21 protein-coding genes and 1 pseudogene are annotated in these 21,306 nt (G+C 70.1%); 11 read left to right on the top strand and 11 right to left on the bottom strand.

Features of this window, described 5'->3' with window-relative positions; genetic code table 11:
* Window positions 1-20: 20 nt before the first annotated feature.
* The 3 genes from treS to OG381_RS06270 form a co-directional block, all read right to left on the bottom strand.
* On the bottom strand, window positions 21-1,739 hold the full coding sequence (treS, locus tag OG381_RS06280) for a maltose alpha-D-glucosyltransferase (RefSeq protein WP_327715103.1): 1,719 nt from the start codon (window positions 1,737-1,739) through the stop codon (window positions 21-23).
* A complete protein-coding gene (locus OG381_RS06275) occupies window positions 1,736-3,715 on the bottom strand; it encodes an alpha-1,4-glucan--maltose-1-phosphate maltosyltransferase (RefSeq protein WP_327715102.1) in 1,980 nt (659 codons plus the stop codon). The genes treS and OG381_RS06275 overlap by 4 nt, the downstream gene beginning before the upstream one ends.
* Before the next feature lie 72 nt (window positions 3,716-3,787).
* Window positions 3,788-4,087, bottom strand: coding sequence for a DUF5133 domain-containing protein (locus tag OG381_RS06270; protein WP_327715101.1), 300 nt, complete (start codon window positions 4,085-4,087; stop codon window positions 3,788-3,790).
* Between the two features lie 226 nt (window positions 4,088-4,313).
* Here OG381_RS06270 and OG381_RS06265 point away from each other — a divergent pair, with 226 nt between their 5' ends.
* Together OG381_RS06265 and glgX are read left to right on the top strand one after the other, a co-directional pair.
* Complete coding sequence (locus tag OG381_RS06265; protein ID WP_307034809.1) at window positions 4,314-4,799, top strand: pep a2; 486 nt, start codon at window positions 4,314-4,316, stop codon at window positions 4,797-4,799.
* 26 nt (window positions 4,800-4,825) lie between these two features.
* Window positions 4,826-6,943, top strand: coding sequence for a glycogen debranching protein GlgX (gene glgX / locus OG381_RS06260; protein ID WP_327722399.1), 2,118 nt, complete (start codon window positions 4,826-4,828; stop codon window positions 6,941-6,943).
* Window positions 6,944-6,979: 36 nt separating this feature from the next.
* On the opposite strand, the gene OG381_RS06255 is transcribed toward glgX, so the two are convergent.
* Window positions 6,980-7,783 carry a VOC family protein gene (locus OG381_RS06255; RefSeq protein ID WP_327715100.1) on the bottom strand — a complete coding sequence of 268 codons (804 nt, stop codon included), beginning with the start codon at window positions 7,781-7,783 and terminating at the stop codon, window positions 6,980-6,982.
* Window positions 7,784-7,943: 160 nt separating this feature from the next.
* Between OG381_RS06255 and OG381_RS06250 the strand changes: the two genes are divergently transcribed.
* A complete protein-coding gene (locus OG381_RS06250) occupies window positions 7,944-8,276 on the top strand; it encodes an ANTAR domain-containing protein (RefSeq protein ID WP_327715099.1) in 333 nt (110 codons plus the stop codon).
* A 10-nt stretch (window positions 8,277-8,286) separates the two neighbouring features.
* Here OG381_RS06250 and OG381_RS06245 read toward each other — a convergent pair whose 3' ends face one another.
* The gene (locus OG381_RS06245) at window positions 8,287-9,078 is read right to left on the bottom strand and encodes a SigB/SigF/SigG family RNA polymerase sigma factor (RefSeq protein ID WP_327715098.1); all 792 of its coding nucleotides are present in this window, start codon (window positions 9,076-9,078) and stop codon (window positions 8,287-8,289) included.
* 280 nt (window positions 9,079-9,358) lie between these two features.
* On the opposite strand from OG381_RS06245, the pseudogene OG381_RS06240 reads away from it, so the two are divergent.
* Together OG381_RS06240 and OG381_RS06235 are read left to right on the top strand one after the other, a co-directional pair.
* Window positions 9,359-9,478: pseudogene (locus tag OG381_RS06240) on the top strand (ABC transporter permease); the annotation flags it as partial.
* Between the two features lie 184 nt (window positions 9,479-9,662).
* Window positions 9,663-10,178: a hypothetical protein gene (locus OG381_RS06235; RefSeq protein WP_307034824.1), complete on the top strand. Its 516-nt coding sequence runs from the start codon at window positions 9,663-9,665 to the stop codon at window positions 10,176-10,178.
* 39 nt (window positions 10,179-10,217) lie between these two features.
* On the opposite strand, the gene hemC is transcribed toward OG381_RS06235, so the two are convergent.
* From hemC to OG381_RS06205, 6 genes are all read right to left on the bottom strand, one after another.
* Window positions 10,218-11,153, bottom strand: coding sequence for a hydroxymethylbilane synthase (gene hemC, locus OG381_RS06230; protein WP_327715097.1), 936 nt, complete (start codon window positions 11,151-11,153; stop codon window positions 10,218-10,220).
* Window positions 11,154-11,202: 49 nt separating this feature from the next.
* Entirely contained in the window at window positions 11,203-12,030 is an 828-nt protein-coding gene (locus OG381_RS06225; RefSeq protein ID WP_327715096.1) for a hypothetical protein, read from the bottom strand.
* A gap of 41 nt (window positions 12,031-12,071) precedes the next feature.
* Entirely contained in the window at window positions 12,072-13,091 is a 1,020-nt protein-coding gene (locus OG381_RS06220) for a questin oxidase family protein (RefSeq protein WP_327715095.1), read from the bottom strand.
* 130 nt (window positions 13,092-13,221) lie between these two features.
* Window positions 13,222-13,998, bottom strand: a complete 777-nt coding sequence (locus tag OG381_RS06215; RefSeq protein WP_327715094.1) for an NPP1 family protein — start codon at window positions 13,996-13,998, stop codon at window positions 13,222-13,224.
* Window positions 13,999-14,142: 144 nt separating this feature from the next.
* Window positions 14,143-15,123, bottom strand: coding sequence for an ATP-dependent DNA ligase (locus tag OG381_RS06210; protein ID WP_327715093.1), 981 nt, complete (start codon window positions 15,121-15,123; stop codon window positions 14,143-14,145).
* Between the two features lie 125 nt (window positions 15,124-15,248).
* Window positions 15,249-15,986 (bottom strand): SDR family oxidoreductase, encoded by a 738-nt coding sequence (locus tag OG381_RS06205; protein WP_327715092.1) that lies wholly within the window; start codon window positions 15,984-15,986, stop codon window positions 15,249-15,251.
* A 114-nt stretch (window positions 15,987-16,100) separates the two neighbouring features.
* Here OG381_RS06205 and OG381_RS06200 point away from each other — a divergent pair, with 114 nt between their 5' ends.
* The 6 genes from OG381_RS06200 (at window position 16,101) to OG381_RS06175 (ending at window position 21,279) form a co-directional block, all read left to right on the top strand.
* A complete protein-coding gene (locus tag OG381_RS06200; RefSeq protein WP_327715091.1) occupies window positions 16,101-16,781 on the top strand; it encodes a TetR/AcrR family transcriptional regulator in 681 nt (226 codons plus the stop codon).
* A gap of 198 nt (window positions 16,782-16,979) precedes the next feature.
* Entirely contained in the window at window positions 16,980-17,663 is a 684-nt protein-coding gene (locus tag OG381_RS06195; protein WP_327722398.1) for a TetR/AcrR family transcriptional regulator, read from the top strand.
* A complete protein-coding gene (locus OG381_RS06190; protein ID WP_327715090.1) occupies window positions 17,653-18,366 on the top strand; it encodes a response regulator transcription factor in 714 nt (237 codons plus the stop codon). The genes OG381_RS06195 and OG381_RS06190 overlap by 11 nt, the downstream gene beginning before the upstream one ends.
* A gap of 281 nt (window positions 18,367-18,647) precedes the next feature.
* Complete coding sequence (locus OG381_RS06185) at window positions 18,648-19,853, top strand: cytochrome P450 (protein ID WP_327715089.1); 1,206 nt, start codon at window positions 18,648-18,650, stop codon at window positions 19,851-19,853.
* A gap of 53 nt (window positions 19,854-19,906) precedes the next feature.
* Complete coding sequence (locus OG381_RS06180) at window positions 19,907-20,101, top strand: ferredoxin (RefSeq protein ID WP_327715088.1); 195 nt, start codon at window positions 19,907-19,909, stop codon at window positions 20,099-20,101.
* Window positions 20,098-21,279: an NAD(P)/FAD-dependent oxidoreductase gene (locus OG381_RS06175; RefSeq protein WP_327715087.1), complete on the top strand. Its 1,182-nt coding sequence runs from the start codon at window positions 20,098-20,100 to the stop codon at window positions 21,277-21,279. The genes OG381_RS06180 and OG381_RS06175 overlap by 4 nt, the downstream gene beginning before the upstream one ends.
* Window positions 21,280-21,306 lie beyond the last annotated feature (27 nt).

Below are 21,306 nucleotides of genomic sequence, written 5' to 3'. Positions count from 1 at the left end.
CTCCTTTCACCGGCGGATGTTCACGATCGGCGGCCGATGCGGGATGCGACTCGCGCGAGCCGGAACCAGTAGAAGCCGTGCCCTGCCAGCGTCAGCAGGTACGGCAGTTCACCGATGGCGGGAAAACGGACCCCGCCGATGAGTTCCACGGGGTGGCGTCCGTCGAAGGCACGGAGATCGAGTTCGGTGGGCTGTGCGAAGCGGGAGAAGTTGTGCACGCACAGGACCAGGTCGTCCTCGTACTCGCGCAGGAACGCGATCACGGCGGGGTTGGACGACTGGAGTTCGGTGTAGGAGCCGAGGCCGAAGGCGGGGTTCTGCTTGCGGATCTCGATCATGCGGCGGGTCCAGTGCAGCAGCGAGGAGGGCGACGACATCGACGCCTCGACGTTGGTGACCTGGTAGCCGTAGACGGGGTCCATGATGGTGGGCAGATACAGCCGCCCGGGGTCACAGGACGAAAAACCTGCGTTGCGGTCCGGTGTCCACTGCATGGGGGTGCGGACCGCGTCGCGGTCGCCGAGCCAGATGTTGTCGCCCATGCCGATCTCGTCGCCGTAGTACAGGATCGGCGAGCCGGGCAGGGACAGCAGCAGCGCGGTGAACAGCTCGATCTGGTTGCGGTCGTTGTCCAGCAAGGTGGCGAGCCGGCGGCGGATACCGATGTTGGCGCGCATGCGGGGGTCTTTGGCGTATTCGGCCCACATGTAGTCGCGTTCTTCGTCGGTGACCATCTCGAGGGTGAGCTCGTCGTGGTTGCGCAGGAAGATGCCCCACTGGCAGCTCGACGGGATCGCCGGGGTCTTGGCGAGGATCTCCGAGACCGGGTAGCGCGATTCGCGGCGCACCGCCATGAAGATGCGGGGCATGACCGGGAAGTGGAAGGCCATGTGGCATTCGTCGCCGCCGGACCGGTAGTCGCCGAAGTAGTCGACGACGTCCTCGGGCCACTGGTTGGCCTCCGCCAGCAGCACCGTGTCCGGGTACATCAGGTCGATCTCGCGGCGCACCCGCTTGAGGAAGTCATGGCTGGCGGGGAGGTTCTCGCAGTTCGTGCCCTCGGCCGCGTACAGATAGGGGACGGCGTCGAGGCGGAAGCCGTCGATTCCCAGGTCCAGCCAGAAGCGAAGGGCGGCCAGGATCTCCTCCTGGACCGCCGGGTTCTCGTAGTTGAGGTCCGGCTGGTGGGAGAAGAAGCGGTGGAAGAAATACTGCTTGCGGACCGGGTCGTAGGTCCAGTTGGAGGCCTCGGTGTCGACGAAGATGATCCGGGCGTCGGCGTATTGCTTGTCGTCGTCGGCCCACATGTAGTAGTCGCCGTAGGGGCCGTCGGGGTCGTTGCGGGACTCCTGGAACCACGGGTGCTGGTCGCTGGTGTGGTTCATGACGAAGTCGATGATGACGCGCATGCCGCGTTGGTGTGCGGCGTCGGTGAACTCCACGAAGTCGGCGAGGTCGCCGAACTCGGGCAGGACGGAGGTGTAGTCGGAGACGTCGTAGCCGCCGTCACGCAACGGGGACTTGAAGAAGGGGGGCAGCCAGAGGCAGTCGACGCCCAGCCACTGCAGGTAGTCGAGCCTGGAGGTGAGGCCCTTGAGGTCGCCCACGCCGTCGCCGTTGCTGTCCTGGAAGGAGCGGACCAGCACTTCGTAGAAGACGGCTCGCTTGAACCAGTCGGGGTCCCGGTCCTTCGCGGGGGTGTCCTCGAAGGTGTCGTGGACGGGCTCGTTGACAGTCATGAAGCGCTTGATCCTCCGGTCTCGGATGCCGATGGCTGGACATGGAGCACGTGCGCGGGCGCCCGACCGGGTTCGAGACGCACATAGTTGGTCCGGCCCCAGCGGTAGGTCTCACCCGTCAGTTCGTCGTGCACGGACATGGATGGGTTCCCGTCCAGGCCGAGTTGCGGCATGTCCAACGAGACCGTGGCCTCCTGGGTGTGATGAGGGTCGAGGTTGACGACCACCACCACCGTGTCCGGGCCGGTGCGCTTGCTGTACGCGATCACCGCGTCGTTGTCGGTGTGGTGGAAGTGGATGTTCCTGAGCTGCCGCAGGGCCGGGTGGCCCCGGCGGATCCGGTTCAGCTGGGTGATCAGGGGGGTGATGCTGTCGGCGGTGTCCCAGTCACGATGGCGGAGCTGGTACTTCTCGGAGTCGAGGTACTCCTCGCTGCCCTCGCGCAGGGGGGTGTTCTCGCACAGTTCGTAGCCGCTGTAGATCCCCCAGGTGGGGGAGAGGGTCGCGGCCAGCACCGCCCGGATCTCGAAGGCGGGCCGGCCGCCCTGCTGGAGATAGGCGTGCAGGATGTCGGGGGTGTTGGCGAAGAAGTTGGGCCGCATATAGGCGGCCGCCTCACCCGACAGCTCGGTCAGGTACTCGGTGAGTTCTTCCTTGGTGTTGCGCCAGGTGAAGTACGTGTACGACTGCTGGAACCCGATCTGGGCCAGGGTGTGCATCATCGCCGGCCGGGTGAACGCCTCGGCCAGGAAGATCACGTCCGGGTCGGCGGCGTTGATCTCCGCGATCACCCGCTCCCAGAAGACCACCGGCTTGGTGTGCGGGTTGTCGACCCTGAAGATCCGCACCCCGTGCTCCATCCAGAACCGCAGCACCCGCAGCGTCTCCGCGACCAGACCGTCCATGTCGGCGTCGAAGGCGATCGGGTAGATGTCCTGGTACTTCTTCGGCGGATTCTCCGCATAGGCGATGGTGCCGTCGGGGCGGTGATGGAACCACTCCGGATGCTTGTGCACCCAGGGATGATCCGGCGAACACTGCAGCGCGAAGTCCAGCGCGATCTCCAGATGGTGCTCGCGGGCCCGGGCCACGAACCAGTCGAAGTCCTCGATCGTCCCCAGATCCGGATGGACGGCGTCGTGGCCGCCCTCCGGGGAGCCGATCGCCCACGGCACGCCCACGTCCTCGGCGGTGGCCGACAGGGTGTTGTTGGGGCCCTTGCGGAAGGTCGACCCGATCGGATGGACCGGCGGCAGATACACCACGTCGAACCCCATCGCCGCGATCGCCCCCAACCGCCGCGCGGCCGTGCGGAAGGTACCGTGCGGACGCTGCGGCGTGCCCTCGGAGCGCGGGAAGAACTCGTACCAGGCCCCGTACAGCGCCCGCTCCCGCTCCACCAGCAGCGGCAGCACCTCGGAAACCGTCACCAGCTCCCGCAGCGGATACCGCGCCAGCACCGCGTCCACCTCCGGCGTCAACGCACCCGCCAGCCGCGCCGAGATCGACAGCGAATCCTCACACAGCGCCTGCGCGGCGGACAGCACCAGTCCGCGCCCCGCTTCGTCCGGCACTCCGGCCGCCGCTCGGTGGTAGAGGTCGGCGCCCTCCTCCAGCACCAGGCCGACGTCGATGCCGGCCGGGATCTTGATGCCGGCGCGGTGGCGCCAGGTGGCGATCGGGTCGCTCCAGGCCTCCACGTGGAAGGTCCAGTGGCCCAGGGCGTCGGGGGTGACGTCGGCGCCCCAGCGGTCGGTGCCGGGGACCAGTTCACGCATCGGCGTCCAGGGGCCCGGAACGCCCTCGGGGTCGGTGAGCACGACGTTGGCGGCGACCGCGTCATGGCCCTCGCGGAACACCGTGGCGGTCACCTGGAACGTTTCCCCGACGACCGCCTTGGCCGGACTCCGGCCGACGTCGACGAGCGGCCGGACGTCCCGTACCGGGATGCGGCCGATGTGGGTGCTGGCACTCATGGGTCTCACCTCCGCCGTGCTCGAGGCCGGGCCCGTGGCCCGGCCGGGGATCGAAGCTGCGCCGGAAGGGACTTACCTCCCCGCGGGGGTACTCAAGGGCCTCACCGGCGGACCCCGCCTGGCCGAGGCGGTCGTGCACACCTGCTCGTCCTGCTCGCTGAGATAGGAGGCGGCGTTCGTCCGCAGATAGCGCTCGGCGGCGTCCGCGGCCTCCCGCGCACAGCGCTTCCCCATGAGCACGCAGAGGGTGTAGCCCGAGTCCTCGAAGGACGCCCGTGCCCCGCCATCGGCGGGGCAGGCCAGCATCACGCGTTCCCAGGCGCGGTAACGCCGCAATTGCCGGGCGACTTCGGCCTTGGCCGGTAGCAGCATGGCGCCGTTCACCTTCCATGAAGAGTTTCACTCATGGTGCACGGGCGACGACGTAGCGTCTTGTTGGTTCTTCAACTACCTCGGTGGTCGCTCGTGTTGCACGAATGGCGTAGCACTCCCACAGTTGAGGTGACTCAGAAGCGATCACTGCTCACGCTGCGCGTTCGGGGCTCGTCCCGCCGGGGCGAGGAGGAGCGGGAGCTTCGCCGGTGAGGAGCCAACGACGATGAAGACCGCAGTCCCCCGCTACTACCACCTCGATGTGGACGTCACCCCGGAAAGGGTCGGCCAGGTCAGCCGGATTCTGGCCGCTCACCTCCGGTACTGGGACCTCGACATCCTGGTCGAGCCTGTCTGCCGCGGTGCCGAACTGCTGCTGAGGGCCATCGACGAGCACGCGACCGACAAGTTCACCTCGATCGAGATGTGGTGGAACGGCCAGCACCTCATCACGGCCGTCGGCGACAACGACCGTGAGCTGCGCCCGGACCAGGAACTGCGCGGATGCCTGGAGCACATCGCCGCGATGAGCGACGGCTGGGGGTGCTGCGCCACGGACACCGGGAGCAAGGTCATCTGGTTCTCGCAGCGTGCCCGGGCCGGCGGACGTGTCCCGCTGGTGCCGACGGCACCGGTGCCGAGCGTGGGCGAGGTGCTTCAGGTGCCCCGCGAGGAACCGGTCGTGGGCGGCGTTCTGGAGGACGCCCGGTGAGCGCAGAGCGCCGTCGCAAGGCAGGGGTGCCCGTCTGGAGCGGGCACCCCTACCCGTTGGGTGCCGCCTTCGACGGACAGGGCACCAACTTCGCGCTGTTCAGCGAGGTCGCCGAGTGCGTCGAACTCGTCCTCGTCGAGGACGACGGCAGCCATCGCAGCGTTCCCCTCGCCGAGGTCGACGGGTTCGTATGGCACTGCTACCTGCCCGGGATCGGTCCGGGGCAGCGCTACGGCTACCGCGTGCACGGACCCTGGCACCCGGATCTCGGCCACCGCTGCAATCCGGCGAAGCTGCTGCTCGATCCGTACAGCCGGGCGGTGGACGGCCAGGTGGACGATCATCCCGCGCTGTACGACCCGGCCGCCGACAGCGCCGGACACACCATGCTCGGTGTGGTCACCGACCCGTTCTTCGACTGGGGCGAGGACCGTCCGCCCCGACGGTCCTACGCCGACACCGTCATCTACGAGGCCCATGTCCGCGGTATGACCCGCACCCATCCCGATGTCCCGGCCGAACTCCGTGGCACCTACGCCGGGTTGGCCCACCCCGCGGTCGTCGAGCATCTGACGTCCCTCGGTGTGACGGCGGTCGAACTGATGCCGGTCCACCAGTTCGTGCAGGACGGTGTGTTGCAGGGTCGCGGTCTGTCCAACTACTGGGGCTACAACACGATCGGCTTCTTCGCCCCGCACAACGCCTACGCCGCCCAAGGCACCCGCGGTCAGCAGGTCAACGAGTTCAAGTCGATGGTGCGGACCCTGCACGCGGCCGGCCTCGAAGTGATCCTGGACGTCGTCTACAACCACACCGCCGAGGGCAACGAGAAGGGGCCGACGCTCTCCTTCCGAGGCATCGACAACGCCTCCTACTACCGGCTGGTGGACGGTGACTGGGGGCACTACTACGACACCACCGGCACCGGGAACAGCCTGCTGATGCGGCACCCCTACGTGCTCCAGCTGATCATGGACTCGCTGCGTTACTGGGTCACCGAGATGCACGTCGACGGCTTCCGCTTCGACCTCGCGGCCACACTGGCCCGGCAGTTCCACGAGGTGGACCGGCTCTCGGCGTTCTTCGACCTGATCCAGCAGGACCCGGTGATCAGCCGCGTCAAGCTGATCGCGGAACCGTGGGACGTGGGCGAGGGCGGTTACCAGGTGGGCAACTTCCCGCCCCTGTGGTCGGAGTGGAACGGCAAGTACCGGGACACCGTGCGGGACTTCTGGCGCGGCGGCGAGCACACGCTCGGCGACTTCGCGTCCCGGCTGACCGGCTCCTCCGACCTCTACCAGCACAGTCGGCGCCGACCGCGGGCCAGCGTGAACTTCGTGACCGCGCACGACGGCTTCACCCTGCGCGACCTCGTCTCGTACAACGACAAGCACAACGAGGCCAACGGCGAGGGCAACCAGGACGGCGAGCGGGACAACCGGTCCTGGAACTGCGGGGCGGAGGGCGAGACCGACGACGCGTCCGTGCTGGAGCTGCGCGCCCGCCAGCAGCGCAACTTCCTGGCCACGCTCCTGCTCTCGCAGGGCATCCCCATGCTCTGTCACGGTGACGAACTCGGCCGCACCCAGCGCGGCAACAACAACGCCTACTGCCAGGACAACGAGGTCTCCTGGATCGACTGGCGGCTGACCGGTGAGCAGCGCGACCTCGCCGACTTCACGCGGTACGTCATCGGACTGCGCGCCGCCCACCCCGTACTGCGCCGCCGGCGCTACTTCCGCGGGGAGACCGTGACGCACGCGGGTCAGCCGCTGCCCGACCTCGTGTGGTTCGCGCCGGACGCGCGCGAGATGAACGACGGCGACTGGCTGCGCTCCGACGCGCACTCGGTCGGGGTCTTCCTGAACGGTGACGCCATCGCCGAACCGGACCCCTGCGGCCGGCCGGTGATGGACGACTCCTTCCTGCTCCTGCTCAACGGCTACTGGGAGCCGGTCGCCTTCCGGCTGCCGGATCCGGCGTACGGCGAGCGCTGGACGACCCTGATCGACACCGCGGGGCCGAAGGCCGTGCCGGGCGAGACGGAACACAAGGCGGACTCGACTCTGACGGTCCAGCCCCGCAGCCTGGTCCTGCTGTCACGGCCCCCGGCGAATCCGCCGCGGACGGCCACGACGTCCTAGGAACGTGAAGGAAGGTGGCGAGCGCGCCGGCCCGGCTCAGCGGGCGCGGCGCGCCGTCACCGTGAACCGGGCGCCGTCGGGATCGCGCAGCACGGCCTCGGTGCCGCCCTTCGACAGGACACTTCCGCCGTGCCGCTCCGCGGCCCGGACGCAGGCATCGACGTCCGAGACGGCGAAGTGCACCTGCCAGTGCGGCCGAATGGTGGGGTCGGGCGCCGCGCCCAGCGCACCGGACTCGATACGGGCCACGATGTCGCCCTCGCTGCGCAGCACGACCTCGCCGCCCTCGTAGCGGACCTCGCAGCAGCCGGGACGGTCCGACGCCCAGTCGAGGATCTCGCCGTAGAAGATGGCGGCGTCGAAGGCGTCGCGGGTGTGCAGTCTGATGAAGGTCGGGGCCGCGCGGCGCCATTTCCCCCAGTTGGCGACGAGCTCGCCCTCCCAGATCCCGAAGGTCGCGCCGTCCCGGTCGGCCAGCAGTGCCGCCCGCCCGGGCGGGAAGGAGAGCGGTCCGACAGCGGCCGTGCCGCCCCGCTCCTGCACCCGTGCCACGACCTCGTCCGCGCTGCGCACGGCGAAGTACGGCGTCCATGCCACCGCCATCTGCCACATCGTGGCGACCGCGGCGATTCCGGCCACCGGCGTCTCGTCCACCACGGCCATCCGGAACCGGTCGCCGAGCAGGGCCGGGTGCCATTCCCAGCCGAGGACGGCGGTGTAGAACGCCTCGGCGGCTTCCTGGTCCCGGGTGGTCAGGCTCACCCAGCAGGGGGCGCCGAACACGGCGTGCGTGGAGACGACGTCCGTGGTGCCACCGGGTCGTCTGGAGTCGTGGTTCATGGCAGTCGCGTCCTGATCTCGCCGGGCCGGCGGACACCGGTCCGCTACCAGTGTCCAACCGGAACCGTTCCGGGCGCCTGTCGAGTACCCGGCGGACGTGGCCGAAACGAGTGGGGTGCGCGCGGTGGCACTGGGCCGCCCGAGTGAGCAGGATGGTGGTATGAGCGCGGGACAGCATGACTCCGGTGGTGAGGCCGACCGTATCTTCGAGCTGCAGGAAGAGGTCGAGCAGCTGAAAGAGGCCGTCGCCTCGCACGCCGTCGTGGACCAGGCGATCGGCATGATGGTCGCACTCGGGCGCGTGACCCCGGACGAGGGCTGGGTCGTCCTCAAGGACGTCTCCCAGCGCACCAACATCAAGCTGCGCAATGTCGCCGATCTGATCCTGATCTGGGGGCGGAACGGGGACCTGCCCCCGGAGATCCACGCCGAACTGGAGGCGGCTCTCGACCGCCACGGACCGGCGCAGATCCCGGAGGCGTCCTCGGAGTGACCTTCCCGCGTCAGCCGACCTCGGCCAGGAGTTCCTCGCGGATCCGGTCGAAGCAGCCGCTGAGGAGCCGCGAGACGTGCATCTGGGAGATGCCCAGCTCCTCCGCTATGCGGCTCTGTGTCATGCCCTGGAAGAACCGCAGGTAGAGGATGGTCTGCTCGCGCTCGGGCAGGGCCCGCAGACAGGGGCCCACGGCGACACGGTCCACGACGACGTCGAAGCGGGGGTCGGGGGCGCCGAGCGCGTCGCCCAGGGCGTACCCGTCGGTGCCGGGCATCTCGGCTTCCAGTGACAGCGCCGAGAAGCACTCCAGGGCCTCCATGCCGGAGCGCACCTCGTCCTCGGTGAGCTGGGCGCACTCGGCGAGCTCGGCGACGGTGGGGGCCCGCCCCGAGGTGGTCTGGGACAGCTCCTTGAGGGCGGCGCGCACCCGGTTGCGCAGATCCTGCACCCGGCGCGGTACGTGCAGCGTCCACAGGTGGTCGCGGAAGTGCCGTTTGATCTCGCCGGTCACGGTCGGCACGGCGTACGCCTCGAAGGCGTGGCCGCGTGCGGGGTCGTAGTGGTCGACGGCCTTCACCAGGCCCAGGGCGGCGACCTGGTACAGATCCTCCAGGGACTCGCCGCGGCCCTTGAAGCGGACCGCTATCCGCTCGGCCATCGGCAGCCACACCTCGACCAGTTCGTCCCGGAGCGCCTTGCGTTCCGGGCCGTCGGGCAGGGTGGCGAGGCGTTCGAAGGAAGCGGCGGTGTCGGGGGCGTCGTCGTGCGGATGTTGCTTCGTTCTGGTGGTGACGCGCATCGCGCGCACCTCCCTCAACGGTGCTGGGTGACAGACACCGCGGGAGTCACGTGGTCGGAGCTGACGGAGGGCACCGGGGACGACTCCCACGGACGTGCCTCCTGTCCGAAGCACTGACAAGCGAATTCCCGCCGGAGACGCTCCCAAACAATCCAGGACAATTCACTCAAAAAGCTGCACGGGCGGTAACTGTTGGCCTCCTCAGCGTGAGAGACCTTGACCGTCCGGCGCCGAGGTCGAACTGCTGCGGCCCGTGGTGGACCGGCCGGGCATCGGCATCCTGTCCGTCATGCCCGGCTTGCTCCAGGCCATCAGCAAGGTCAACCCGCTCAGCTGTCAAGTCGACGCCCTGCGCGGCCTTCTCCTCGGCGCGCCCGCCATCTCGCGCGCTGATCATGCTCATGGACGTGATGTGCGGCACGCCCGCCGGGCGCGGTGCGCCCCCTGTCGGCGAGTTCTTCCTGCGCACGGCTTGATCACTGATCAAAGGGGGTGAACCCGCTGGCCACAGCGCATTCCGCTCATTTGACAGTGCACTGAGCACACAGATAGGAAGCAGCTCTCTGAGGGACAAGAGGTGGATTGTGTACGAGCCGAACGTGGTCGGGGACTGGCAGGAGTACGACGAGCATGCCGGTCTGCGTGTCCGCGTCCACGGACTGGAAGCCTCCGAGCCACCACGCGGCCGGGACGACGCCGCCGAGGGGCTCACGTACTTCACTGTCCGTGTGACCGTCGAGAACCGTGGCGGCCGGCACTCCACCATCCACCTGGAGGACGGCCAGATCGATGTCCGGGTCGGCCCCGACGGCGAGAGCGCGTTCATCGACTGGCGCAACTCGCAGTTCATCGAGGGCTTCGACGTCTACCCGCTGCGCCGGGCAACCGCCGTGCTGTACGCGGCCGCCCCCGAGGCGTCCCTGAGCCTGGTCGACGTGCAGATCCAGCTGCGGGTCGACGACGACTGGGCGGATCGCCGGCTGTGGGCGGGCGGCATCGGTCTGCAGGAAGGCGCCGTCCAGACGGCGGCCGGCCGGGAGGGCCTGGCCCACCAGGTGAGCAACTTCCTGCGGGACCAGGCCGAAGAGGGCACCGCCTGACGGTCGGTGCCCGGTGCGGTGCCGGTGCGGGACGTCGCCTCAGTGCGGGATGCCGTCGATGATCTCGCGGGCTCCCTGACGCAGCAGTGCCACCGCGACCGAGGTGCCCAGAGTGGCCGGGTCGAGCCGGCCCGCCCACTCGTGGGCGTTCAGCCGGGTCTTGCCGTCCGGGGTGAACACGCAGGCCCGCAGGGACAGTTCGCCCCCGTGGTCCACGCGCGCGTATCCGGCGATGGGGCTGTTGCAGTGGCCCTGGAGCACATGCAGGAACATGCGCTCCGCGGTCGCCTCCCGGTGGGTGTCCGGATTGCCGAGCCCGCTGACCGCGTCGATCAGCTCGGTGTCGCCCTCACGGCACTGCAGGGCCAGGATGCCCGCGCCGATCGGCGGCATCATCGTCTCGGGGGAGAGGACCTCGCTGATCACGTCCTCGCGGCCGATACGCTCGAGGCCGGACACCGCGAGCAGCAGCGCGTCCGCCTCCCCGGCCGCCAGCTTCGCCAGCCGCCGGTTGGCGTTGCCGCGGAACGGCACGCACTCCAACTCCGGGTGGGTGGCAGCCAGTTGCGCGACCCGGCGGACCGAGGAGGTCCCGATGCGGGTACCGGCCGGAAGCTCGTCCAGGGTGAGTCCGCCCGGATGGATCAGGGCGTCGCGGATGTCGTCCCGCTTGAGGAACGCGGCGAACGTCGTCCCCGCCGGGAGCGGCCGGTCGGCGGGCACGTCCTTCACACAGTGCACCGCGAGGTCGGCCTGTCCGGCCAGCAGCGCGGCGTCGACCTCCTTGGTGAAGGCGCCCTTGCCCTCGACCTTGGACAGGTCGCCCATCCACTTGTCGCCGGTCGTCTTCACCGGCACGACCTCGGTACGCACTCCGGGGTGCAGCGCGGTCAACTCGGCGCGGACACGCTCCACTTGGGCGAGCGCCATGGGCGAGTCGCGGGAGACGATACGGATCAGTTCGGGCGCGGACATGCGGAACACGATAGACCCTCGCGGTCGAGCGGCTGTGCAGTACCGCGCTTCACATACGCCAGTCGAAGGGGAAGAAATCCTCACCCGCCGTGCCTTCGCCGCCGGGCGTGCGTACCAGGCAGCGGTGACGCAGCAGTTCACGCCGTTCCGCCGGGGACAGCCCGGGGGCGGTCCAGTCCTCGGCGTCGACGTCCCCCCGCCCGCAGGCGTTGACCTCGTCACCGGACGCGGTTCTCAGGTCCACCCGGAAGTCCGTGCGCCACTGGGAGTTGGACCCCCAGCCCTGCGACAGGTCCACGGTGGGCCGGTGCCGGCGCAGATAGGCCCAGTAGAGCGGGGAACGGTCGGCGACGCCGCGCTCGGCGTGCCGGACGCCCGCGCGCACCCGCACCCCGGCCCGGGAGAACAGCAGGGACCCGAACCACAGTCCTGGCCACACGACTTCGGTGATCCGCACGGGCTCGTCCGGGTCCTCGGCCTGCTCGACCTCGACGATCTCGTGCACGAACGGGTCGAAGACCTCGCTCTCCTCGAACGGTGCCAGGCCCAGGCCGGTGAAGAGCCGGAGATACTCGGCCCTCGACACGACGGGCCAGACGTCGGCGTGCTCACCGGGTGGCTGGAATCCGGTCAGCAGCACATCGCTGACCCGGCTGAGCGCGTACAGTTCCCACAGCAGGTCGCCGCAGCGCTCGTCCGGTCCCTTAACCGCCGTCGCGACCAGCAGCTCCACACCCGCGGCGAGCGCCTCGCGGTAGCCGAACCGGGCCCGGGCGAGCCAGGGTTCCACCACGGCGGTGTACGCGTCCCCACCGTCGTGGTCGCGCAACGCCTGGAACAGCGTCCGCGCGTCGGCCCAGGCCTCCTCTTCGTCCATGCGCGCACCCTAGCGACGGCCGGGAGCGGCGATCCACGCGTTTATCCGACGAGCGGATCACTCATCTCGACCGAGCGCAGCGCCGCGGCGAGCGCCGGTTCGTCACCGACGTCCAGCGCCGTGTCGGTCAGCTTGATGACGTGCTCGTCGCCGTGGGCGAGGGCACGCTCCATGACCTCCTCGGCGGAGAGCCGGGCGGGCGGCGTGTAGGCGACCGCCTCCGCGGGCGCGTACATCGCGGTGACCGCCGCGGACGCGCTCCATGCCGCGTGCAGGCTCGGTGCCCACAGCTCCCTGGGCAGCGAATCCAGGGCGCGGAGCACGGCGTTGGGCGCGGTCGCGGCGTGCACGAGCATGGTGGGCTCGCCGTGGCCGTGGGTGGCGTAGCGGTGGGTGGCGGCGTGGACGAGCTCGGTCAGCCGTGCGCGGGCCGTGTCCGGGTCGGTCACCTCGTCCGCCCATGCGGGCAGTCGCCGTACGGCGGCGAGGCGCCGGCGGAAGCCCATGTGGCCCGGTTCGATCGGGGGTACGGCGTCCAGGGACTCCCCGGCCGTCGGCGCGCCCGGCAGCGCGGTGACGCCGGTGACCGGCTGGTGCCGGGCCGCCCAGTAGCCCAGCGCGTGGGCGAGTTCGGTGGTCCGGGGCGCGTTCTCACCGGTTTCCAGGGCGCGTACGGCGTGGCCGACGCGTATGACGGTGTGGGTGGCGCCGCCGTAGAGGCCGGGGAGCAGGCGCGGCCACCACTCGGCGAGGACGTCGCGCCACGGGCGTTCGGCGAGGGTGCGGGAGTAGTGGTCGGTCCAGTCCGCGATCCGGCGTGGATCGCCCAGCGCCTCGGGCCAGTTGTCGTCGGTGACGGGGGCCACGCGGTCGGGGAAGTCCTCCAGCTTGTCCCGGTAGAGGTCCACCCAGCGGTGCAGCGCTCCGGCCTGTCCGTGGGCGGCGAGCGCCTCGACGACCATGGGGGCGTGGTTGGACAGCCAGCCGTCGCGTTCGGGGCCGGAGGCGTGGAGTCTTTCCAGGGCTTCTTCGAGCTGTCCGCTCGTGTCGCTGTCGTCCATGAGCCGGACGTTATGCCTCAGGTGAGGGTGCCGGGATCGGGCGCGGGACGGACGCCGCGGGGTGCACGGGTCCTAGGTCCCGCGCCCGATGCGCGCCGGATCAGGCGCAGGGGTGATCAGGCGGGGGTGATCAGGCGTTGGGGTCGAACGAGATCCCCGACGGCTTGGCCTTCGACAGGTCGGAGGCGAAGTTCGCGTCCTTCAGGGCGAAGTTGGCGCTGCCGAAGTCGTACGCGACCAGCTTGTCGCGGACGCCCGACGGGTAGCCGTTCCAGCCGACCAGCGGCGGGTACTGCCAGGTGCCCTTCGCGTTCTCCGGCGGCTCGTCATTGGAGTTGGCCAGCCGGAAGGCGTGGGTACCGACGCCGTCCTTGTGATAGACGATCTTCGCGTGGGTGCCGTCGAAGCGGACGCCGGAGGTCGCGGTCGTCGCGTACGCGCCGTGGGCGGACGTCGAGACGTACTGGATGGTGCCGTTCTGCACCCAGATCACGACGTGTTCCCAGTCGTTGCGGTGTCCGCCGATGCTGCTGTTCGCCAGGGCCTGGTCCTTCTCGAAGTACAGGCCGTACATGTAGGCGCACCAGCCGTTGTTGCACTTGGAGCGTGAGTACGAGTTGGTGTTGTTCAGGTCCGAGAGGTCGTGGCACTCGCCGCTGAGCGAACCGGTCGGGTTGAGGCCGCCGTTGACCGTGCCGTCGGGGCCGATCGCGGGCGTGGGGTAGCAGCCGTCGGTGTCGTAGTCGAAGGCCGGCTGGTAGGTGTACTCGGCCGACTCGGCGTTGGTCGGCAGGGCCGCGGGCGGGGCGGCGAAGGCGGCGCTCGGGAAGGCGACTACCAGGGCGGCGGCGCCGGCCAGGCCGGTGAACCACCTCGCGCGGTGCTTCTTGAACGACGGAGACGACACTGCGTCCTCCTCATGTTCCGGGCGCAGCCCAACGGCTGTGGGGGAATGGGAGGTTCAGCTTCCCCATTTTTCATGTCCGCGCCAAGATGTCGTAAGCGACTCTCTGGTAACAACCGTCCGAACAGTGGGATCTTGTTCGGGATGTCAGACAAGGTCGTCCGGAAGATCGGCCGCCGACTCCTCCGGTGCGAGGTCCGGACGCAGCCGCAGCCAGGACGGCTGGCGCAGCAGTCCCGCCCGGGTACGGGTGCTGTAGCGGACCTCGCCGACCAGTCGGGGCACGACCCAGTGCGCGCCCGTGACAGGCGGCGGGGTGTCGAAGGGGCACACGTCCGTCGCCGCGGCGCCTAGGAGAGCGGCGAGTTGGGTCCGTTCGGTCTCGCTCCAGCCGGTGCCCACATTGCCGACGTACCGAAGACGGCCGGCGGTGCGCTGTCCGACCAGCACGGCGCCCGGCAGCCCCGTCAACCGTCCCTTGCCGGGCAGCCAGCCGCCGACGATGACGTCCTCGCTGCGCATGTTGCGGATCTTGATCCAGGCGCGGGAGCGCACCCCGGGCTCGTACACCGAGTCGAGCCGCTTGCAGACCAGGCCCTCCAGGCCATGGTCGACGGTGGCCTCCAGCGCCTGACGGCCGTGTCCGACGATGGCGCCCGGGGTCGACCAGAAGGGTCCGTCGAGGCCCAGCTCCTCCAGTCGGCCGCGCCGTCGGACATAGGGGAGTGCGGTGAGGGAGCGTCCCGCCAGATGCATCGCGTCGAACAGCACCAGATGGACGGGGACTTCGGCGGCCTTCCGCGCGGCCTTGCCCGGGGCGTGGGCCAGCCCCATGCGGGACTGGAGCAACTGGAAGTCGGCACGCCCCTGTTCGTCGAGCGCCAGGACCTCGCCGTCCAGTACAGCGGGCAGCGTGCCGAGCGCGGCGCCGAGTGCCCCCAGTTCGGGATAGGCGGCGGTGATGTCCTCCCCGGAACGGGCGCGCAGCAGCACGCTTCCGTCCCCGGCGAGGTACGCCACGACGCGCTGGCCGTCCTGCTTGGTCTCGTAGGCCCAGTGCGCGTCCTGGGTGGCCGACGGCAGGGTGCCGGAGGTGGCGAGCATGGGCGGGATCAGGGGGAGGGTCACGGGTCAGTTGTCGACACGCCCCGGTGCCTGCACGCGCGCGTGCGGGCGGTTTCGCCTGAACGGCGGTGTCCCGGACGAGGGCAGGGGCACCCGGGGGGACTCGGCCCCGCCGGCCCGGCCGTCCCTCAGATGATCCCGCCGTTGGCCCGCAGCACCTGCCCGTTGACCCAGTGCCCGCCCGGACCGACCAGGAAGGAGACCACGGAGGCGATGTCCCGCGGTGTGCCGAGGCGCTCCAGCGGCGGCTGGGCGGCCAGCCGGGCGACGGTCTCCTCGTCCTTGCCGTCGAGGAAGAGGTCGGTGGCGGTCGGGCCGGGCGCGACCACGTTGACGGTGACGTCACGGCCCCGCAGCTCCCGGGCGAGGACCAGCGTCAGCGCCTCGACCGCCCCCTTGCTCGCGGCGTACGCGCCGTAGGTCGGGAAGGCGAGGCCGACGACCGAGCTGGAGAAGTTCACCAGTGCCCCGCCCGTACGCAGCCGCCGGGCAGCCTGCTGGCCGACGGCGAACGTGCCGCGGATGTTGGTGCGGTACAGGGCGTCGAGCTCGTCGAGATCGAGCTCCGCGACGGGTGCCAGCAGCATCCGCCCCGCCGCGTGCACCACGGCGTCCACCCCGCCGTACGTGGCCTCCGCCAGGTCGAACAGGGCGGCCACCTCGGTCTCGTCGCCGACGTCCGCGCGGACGGCGACGGCGGAGCCCCCGGCGGCCTCGATGTCGCGCACCACCTCGTCGGCCGCGTCCTTGTTGCCCGCGTATCCCACGAGGACGGCGAACCCGTCGGCGGCCAGCTGCTGGGCGACCTGGCGTCCGATGCCACGCGATCCTCCGGTGACGATCGCGACGCGCTGCTGTGTGGTCATGTCCGCTCCTTCTGTTAGCGACGCTACGTGCATCACGTAACGACGATAACACAGCTTCGTAGCGATGGTAATCCCGGGCTCGTATCAGCGCTACGAATGTCGTACCGTGCAGATATGGACGCGAGGGAAAAGATCCTGGAAGCCGCCGCGGAACTGCTGGCGACGGCCCCGGCCGCCGAAGTCTCCACCCGTGCCGTGTGCGAGGCGGCCGGCGTGGGCGCGCCGATGCTCTACCGGCTGTTCGGCGACAAGGCCGGGCTGCTCGCCGCCGTGGTGGACCGGGGATTCGAGCAGTACCTCGCCTCCAAGCGCGCGGCCCGGCCCAGCGAGGACCCCGTCGCGGACCTGAAGAGCGGCTGGGACAACCACATGCGGTTCGCGCTGGAGCATCCCCACCACTACCGCCTGATGTACTCGCCCGAGCTGACGGTCCCGCCCGCCGCCGTGAGCGAGGCGCACGCCCTGCTGCACGCGATCCTCGAACGCTGCGCGGCGGCCGGCCGGCTCACCGTCCCGCCCGTCCTCGCCACGCAGATCATCATGTCCGCCAACGTGGGCGCGTCCCTGTCGATGCTCACCAGGTCGGAGCAGTATCCGGATCCGGGATTCTCGGCCCGCCTGCGGGACGCGGTGATCGACTCCCTGACGCGCCCGGCCGGACCCGCGCAGGGGGACGGAGTACCGGTCGCGGCCGCCACCCTCGCGGCCCGGCTGCGCGCGGAGCCGCACGCCTCCTTCACTCCGGCCGAGTCCGGCCTGTTGCAGCAGTGGCTGGAGACCCTCGCCGGGACCTGACCTATCTCTCAGGGTGCCCGGGAATGAGCGCGGTCGGGCGGGGTTCCACGACCTTAAGTCAACTGCTTGACTTGGTTGGATCACGGTCCTCGACGTGCTGTTGCGTAGGCTTCCGTCCTTGGAACCCGCCGTGGCGGCGGAGGACCCGCGACGGCTCGAGGGGCTGGTCGTCGCAGGGCTGAGGGAAGTCCCGGTGTGATGGTGATGATGGCGGCAGGCAGGGCGGTACGGGCGGAGCAGGTCAGCGCGACCCGGGAGTCGATCCTGACCGCGGCCGAACGGCTGTTCGCCGAGCGCGGGGTCTACGCCGTCTCCAACCGTCAGGTCAGCGAGGCCGCGGGACAGGGCAACAACGCCGCCGTCGGCTATCACTTCGGCACCAAGGCCGACCTCGTCCGCGCCATCGTCCGCAAGCATGCCGAGCGCATCGAGGAGATCCGCGCCCGGCTGCTGGCCGGGATCGGCGACTCCACGGACCTGCGGGACTGGGTGGACTGTCTGGTCCGCCCGGTCCCCGAACACCTTGCGGCTCTGGGCGGCCCCACCTGGTTCGCGCGGTTCTGCGCGCAGGTGATGACCGACCCGGCACTGCACCGGATCATGGTGGAGGAGTCCCTGGCCTCCCCGTCCCTGCGGCAGAACGTCGACGGAGTGCACCGGTGCCTGCCCGCACTGCCCCCCGAGGTCCGTGCCGAACGCGGCGACATGGCACGCCATCTGCTCATCCACCTGCCCGCCGAACGGGAGCGGGCCCTCGCCGAGCACCGCCCCACCGCGCGCTCCAGCTGGCACGACTGCGCCACCGGGCTCGCCGACGCGGTCGTCGGCATCTGGCTGGCACCGGTGACGCAGGGGAAGGAGCAGCCCGCGCGTGACCGGTGAGAGGCCGGCGCTCGCGCGTGGCTCCGGGCAGCACGTGCTGGTCGTCGGCGGGCCGGAGGTGACCGAACTGCTCTCCGTCACCCTGGAGTTGGCGGGCTACCGCACCTCCGTGGCCGGCACCGGGACCGAGGCGCTGACGCGGGCCGCGGAGCACCGCTACGACCTCGTCGTCCTCGACACGACCCTGCCCGACGTGCCCGGCCTCGGCCGTCGGCGCCTGCCGCCCGGCACGCACCGGCCGCCGGTCCTGTTCCTCACCGCGGACGACTCGTTGGGCAGCCTCCTGCCCGAACTCGGCCTGGGCGAGAGGGACTACGTCACCAAACCCTTCCGGGTGGCCGAAGTCCTGGCCAGGGCGCAGGTGTTGCTGCGCGGCCCGGGCCCGGTCCGGCACCACGAGGGCGGACCGCGCTACGGCGACCTGGTGCTCGACGACGCCCGCTGCCAGGCGCGGCGCGGAACGCTGACACTGGACCTCACGCCCGCGGAGTACCGGCTGCTGCGCCATCTCCTCGTCAACGCCCACCGGGTGCTGTCCAAGGACCAGATCAGCCGGTACGTCTGGGGCGACTTGCGAGGCGACAACGCCATCGAGCAGCTCGTGTCCCGGCTGCGGCGCAAGGTGGACCGGGACGCTCCGGCGCTGATCCACACCCGGCGGGGCTTCGGCTACTGGCTGGGACGGGCCGAGGCCGAGGCCTGAGACGCGGGAGCAAACGCCCGGGACACTCCGTCCTCGCGGTGTCGGACAAGGTGTCTTCGTTCGCTCGCGGCACTGGTCGACATGGTCAACTCATTAAGGGAAAAGGTGAGTTGTGAAGCCATTCAGCCTACGTTTGGCATGTGATCTGGGTCACGTCAGCTTTCTGTCAGGGAACTGACCGGAGCCCGTCAGGCCCGTCTGTTTGCATGTGCTCATCGAGGCCTCACCCCTTCCCCCGGCGCTCCGACCCCCGACCGGAGCCCCCACCACCGAGGAGAACCATGGCCGACGCACTGGCTGTTCCCGAGTTCCCCATGCCGCGGGCCGCCCGCTGCCCCTTCGACCCGCCGCCCGGCCTCAAAGAGCTCCAGGAGCAGGGGCCGTTGGCGAAGGTACGGCTGTGGGACGGCAGTGAACCCTGGCTCGTGACCCGCTACGCCGAGCAGCGCGCCCTGTTGGGCGATGCCCGGGTCAGCTCGGACATCGACCGCCCCGGCTTCCCGCCCAAGGCCAGCTCCGAGGGCGGCGAGGGCAAGCTCAGCTTCATCATGATGGACGACCCCGAACACGCCCGGCTGCGCCGGCTGGTGACGGCGCCCTTCGCCATCAAGAAGGTCGAGGCGCTCAGGCCCGCCGTGCAGCGGATCGTGGACGGCCTGATCGACGACCTCCTCGCGGGCCCGCAACCGGTCGACCTCGTCGAGGCGCTCGCCCTGCCCATCCCCTCGCTGGTGATCTGCGAACTGCTCGGGGTGCCTTACGAGGACCACGAGATGTTCCAGTCCCACACCAAGACGATGGTCAGCAGCGCCGCGACCCCCGAGCAGCGCGGTGTGGCGACCCGGGAGATCGCCGGCTACCTGGCCACGATGATCGGCAAGCGGCTCGCCGACCCCAGGGACGACCTGCTGTCGAGCATCGCCGGACGGATCACCGCGGGCGAACTCGACCATCGGCAGGCCACCGAGATGGCGCTGCTCCTGCTGATCGCCGGACACGAGACCACCTCGAACATGATCGCGCTCGGTACCGCCGCCCTCCTTGAACACCCCGACCAGCTCGCCCTGTTGCGCGAGAGCGACGACCCCGAACTGGTGGCTTCGGCCGTCGAGGAACTGCTGCGCTACCTGAACATCACCCACCAGGGACGCCGCCGCGCGGTCACGGAGGACATCGAGATCGCCGGAGAGGTCATCAAGGCCGGCGAGGGCATCATCGTGGTGAACGAGATCGGCAACCGCGACCCCGAGGCCTTCGAGGACCCCGACCGTCTCGACATCACCCGGGACGCCCGCCGGCACGTGGCCTTCGGCTTCGGCATCCACCAGTGCCTCGGCCAGCCCCTGGCACGCATGGAGCTCCAGGTCGTCTACGGCACCCTCTACAAACGCATCCCCACCCTCAGGCTCGCCTGCGACGTCCAGGACGTGAAGTTCAAGCACGACGCGTTCATCTACGGCGTCCACGAGCTGCCGGTGGCCTGGTGACGGCTCCCCGTCCCGCGAACGAACAAGCAACACGCGACAAGAAGGGCAATCCCATGAAGGTGGAGCTGGAAGCCGACAAGTGCGTCGCCTCGGGGCAGTGCGTGCTCGCCGCGACGGACGTCTTCGACCAGGACGACGACGGCATCGCGATCCTGCTGGCGGAGGAGGTCGGCGACGAACTCGTCGACGACGTCAAGGAAGCCGTCGCGGTCTGCCCGGCCGCCGCGATCCGACTGGTCCAGCAGTGAACCGGATCGTCGTCGTCGGAGCCTCGGCCGCCGGACTCGCCGCGGCCGAGACCCTCCGCCGCGAGGGCCACACCGGCCCGCTCACCCTCGTCGGCGACGAACCCCTTGCGCCGTACGACCGCCCGCCGTTGTCCAAGCAGCTGCTGTCCGGCGAGTGGCAGCCCGAGCGGCTGGACCTGCGCACCCCCGCGGACCTGACCGCGCTCGGCCTGGACCTGCGCCTCGGCGTCCGGGCGACCGGCCTCGAACTCACCGAGCAGACCGTACGGTTGGCCGACGGCTCGACGGTGCCGTACGACGGACTGATCCTGGCCACCGGCGTCCGGCCGCGCCGGCTGCCCGGCGGGGGCGCACATGTGCTGCGCACCCTGGACGACGCCCTGACCCTGCGCGACCGGCTGGGCCCGGGGCGGCGGCTGGTCGTCGTCGGCGCCGGATTCCTCGGCGCGGAAGCCGCCGCGGTGGCCTGGCGTCTCGGCGCCGAGGTGACCGTGCTCGAACCCGCCCCGGTGCCGCTGGCGCACGCCGTCGGCACGGAGGTCGGGCAGGTGCTCTCGCAGGCGCATCTCGAACGGGGCGTGCGGCTGCGCTGCGGGGTCACGGTCACCGAGGTGACCGAGGACGGGGTGCGGCTCGCGGGCGGCGAAGTGGTCGAGGCCGACGAGGTGTTGGTGGCCATCGGCTCGCTGCCCAACACCGAGTGGCTCGACGACAGCGGCCTGGCTCTCGGCGACGGAGTGGTCTGCGACGAGTACTGCGAGGCCGCGCGGAACGTGTACGCGGCCGGTGACGTCGCCCGCTGGGACAACCCGCTGTTCGGGACGTCGATGCGGATCGAGCACCGCACCAACGCCGCCGAACAGGGCATGGCGGCCGCCCGCAACCTCCTCGCACCCGAGGAGGCTCGCAAGCCGTTCGCGCCGGTGCCCTACTTCTGGTCCGACCAGTACGACATGAAGATCCAGGCGTACGGCTTCCTGCGCGGCCACGACGAAGTCGCCGTGGTGGAGGGCGACTTGGCCGAACGGCGGTTCGTCGCCGTGTACCGCGCCGGCGACCGTGTGAGCGGCGCCCTCGCGGTCGGCATGCCGCCCAAGGCGATCCGGCGGTGGCGGCAGTCGATCGTGACCGGCGCGGACTGGAGCGAGACCGTACGACCGGCGCAGCAGTCCGCGTAACCGTCCGCAGCAGATTACTTGAGTTAC

This window comes from Streptomyces sp. NBC_00490, from assembly GCF_036013645.1.
Taxonomy (GTDB): domain Bacteria; phylum Actinomycetota; class Actinomycetes; order Streptomycetales; family Streptomycetaceae; genus Streptomyces; species Streptomyces canus_F.
This window is presented reverse-complemented; position numbering and strand designations above follow the sequence as displayed.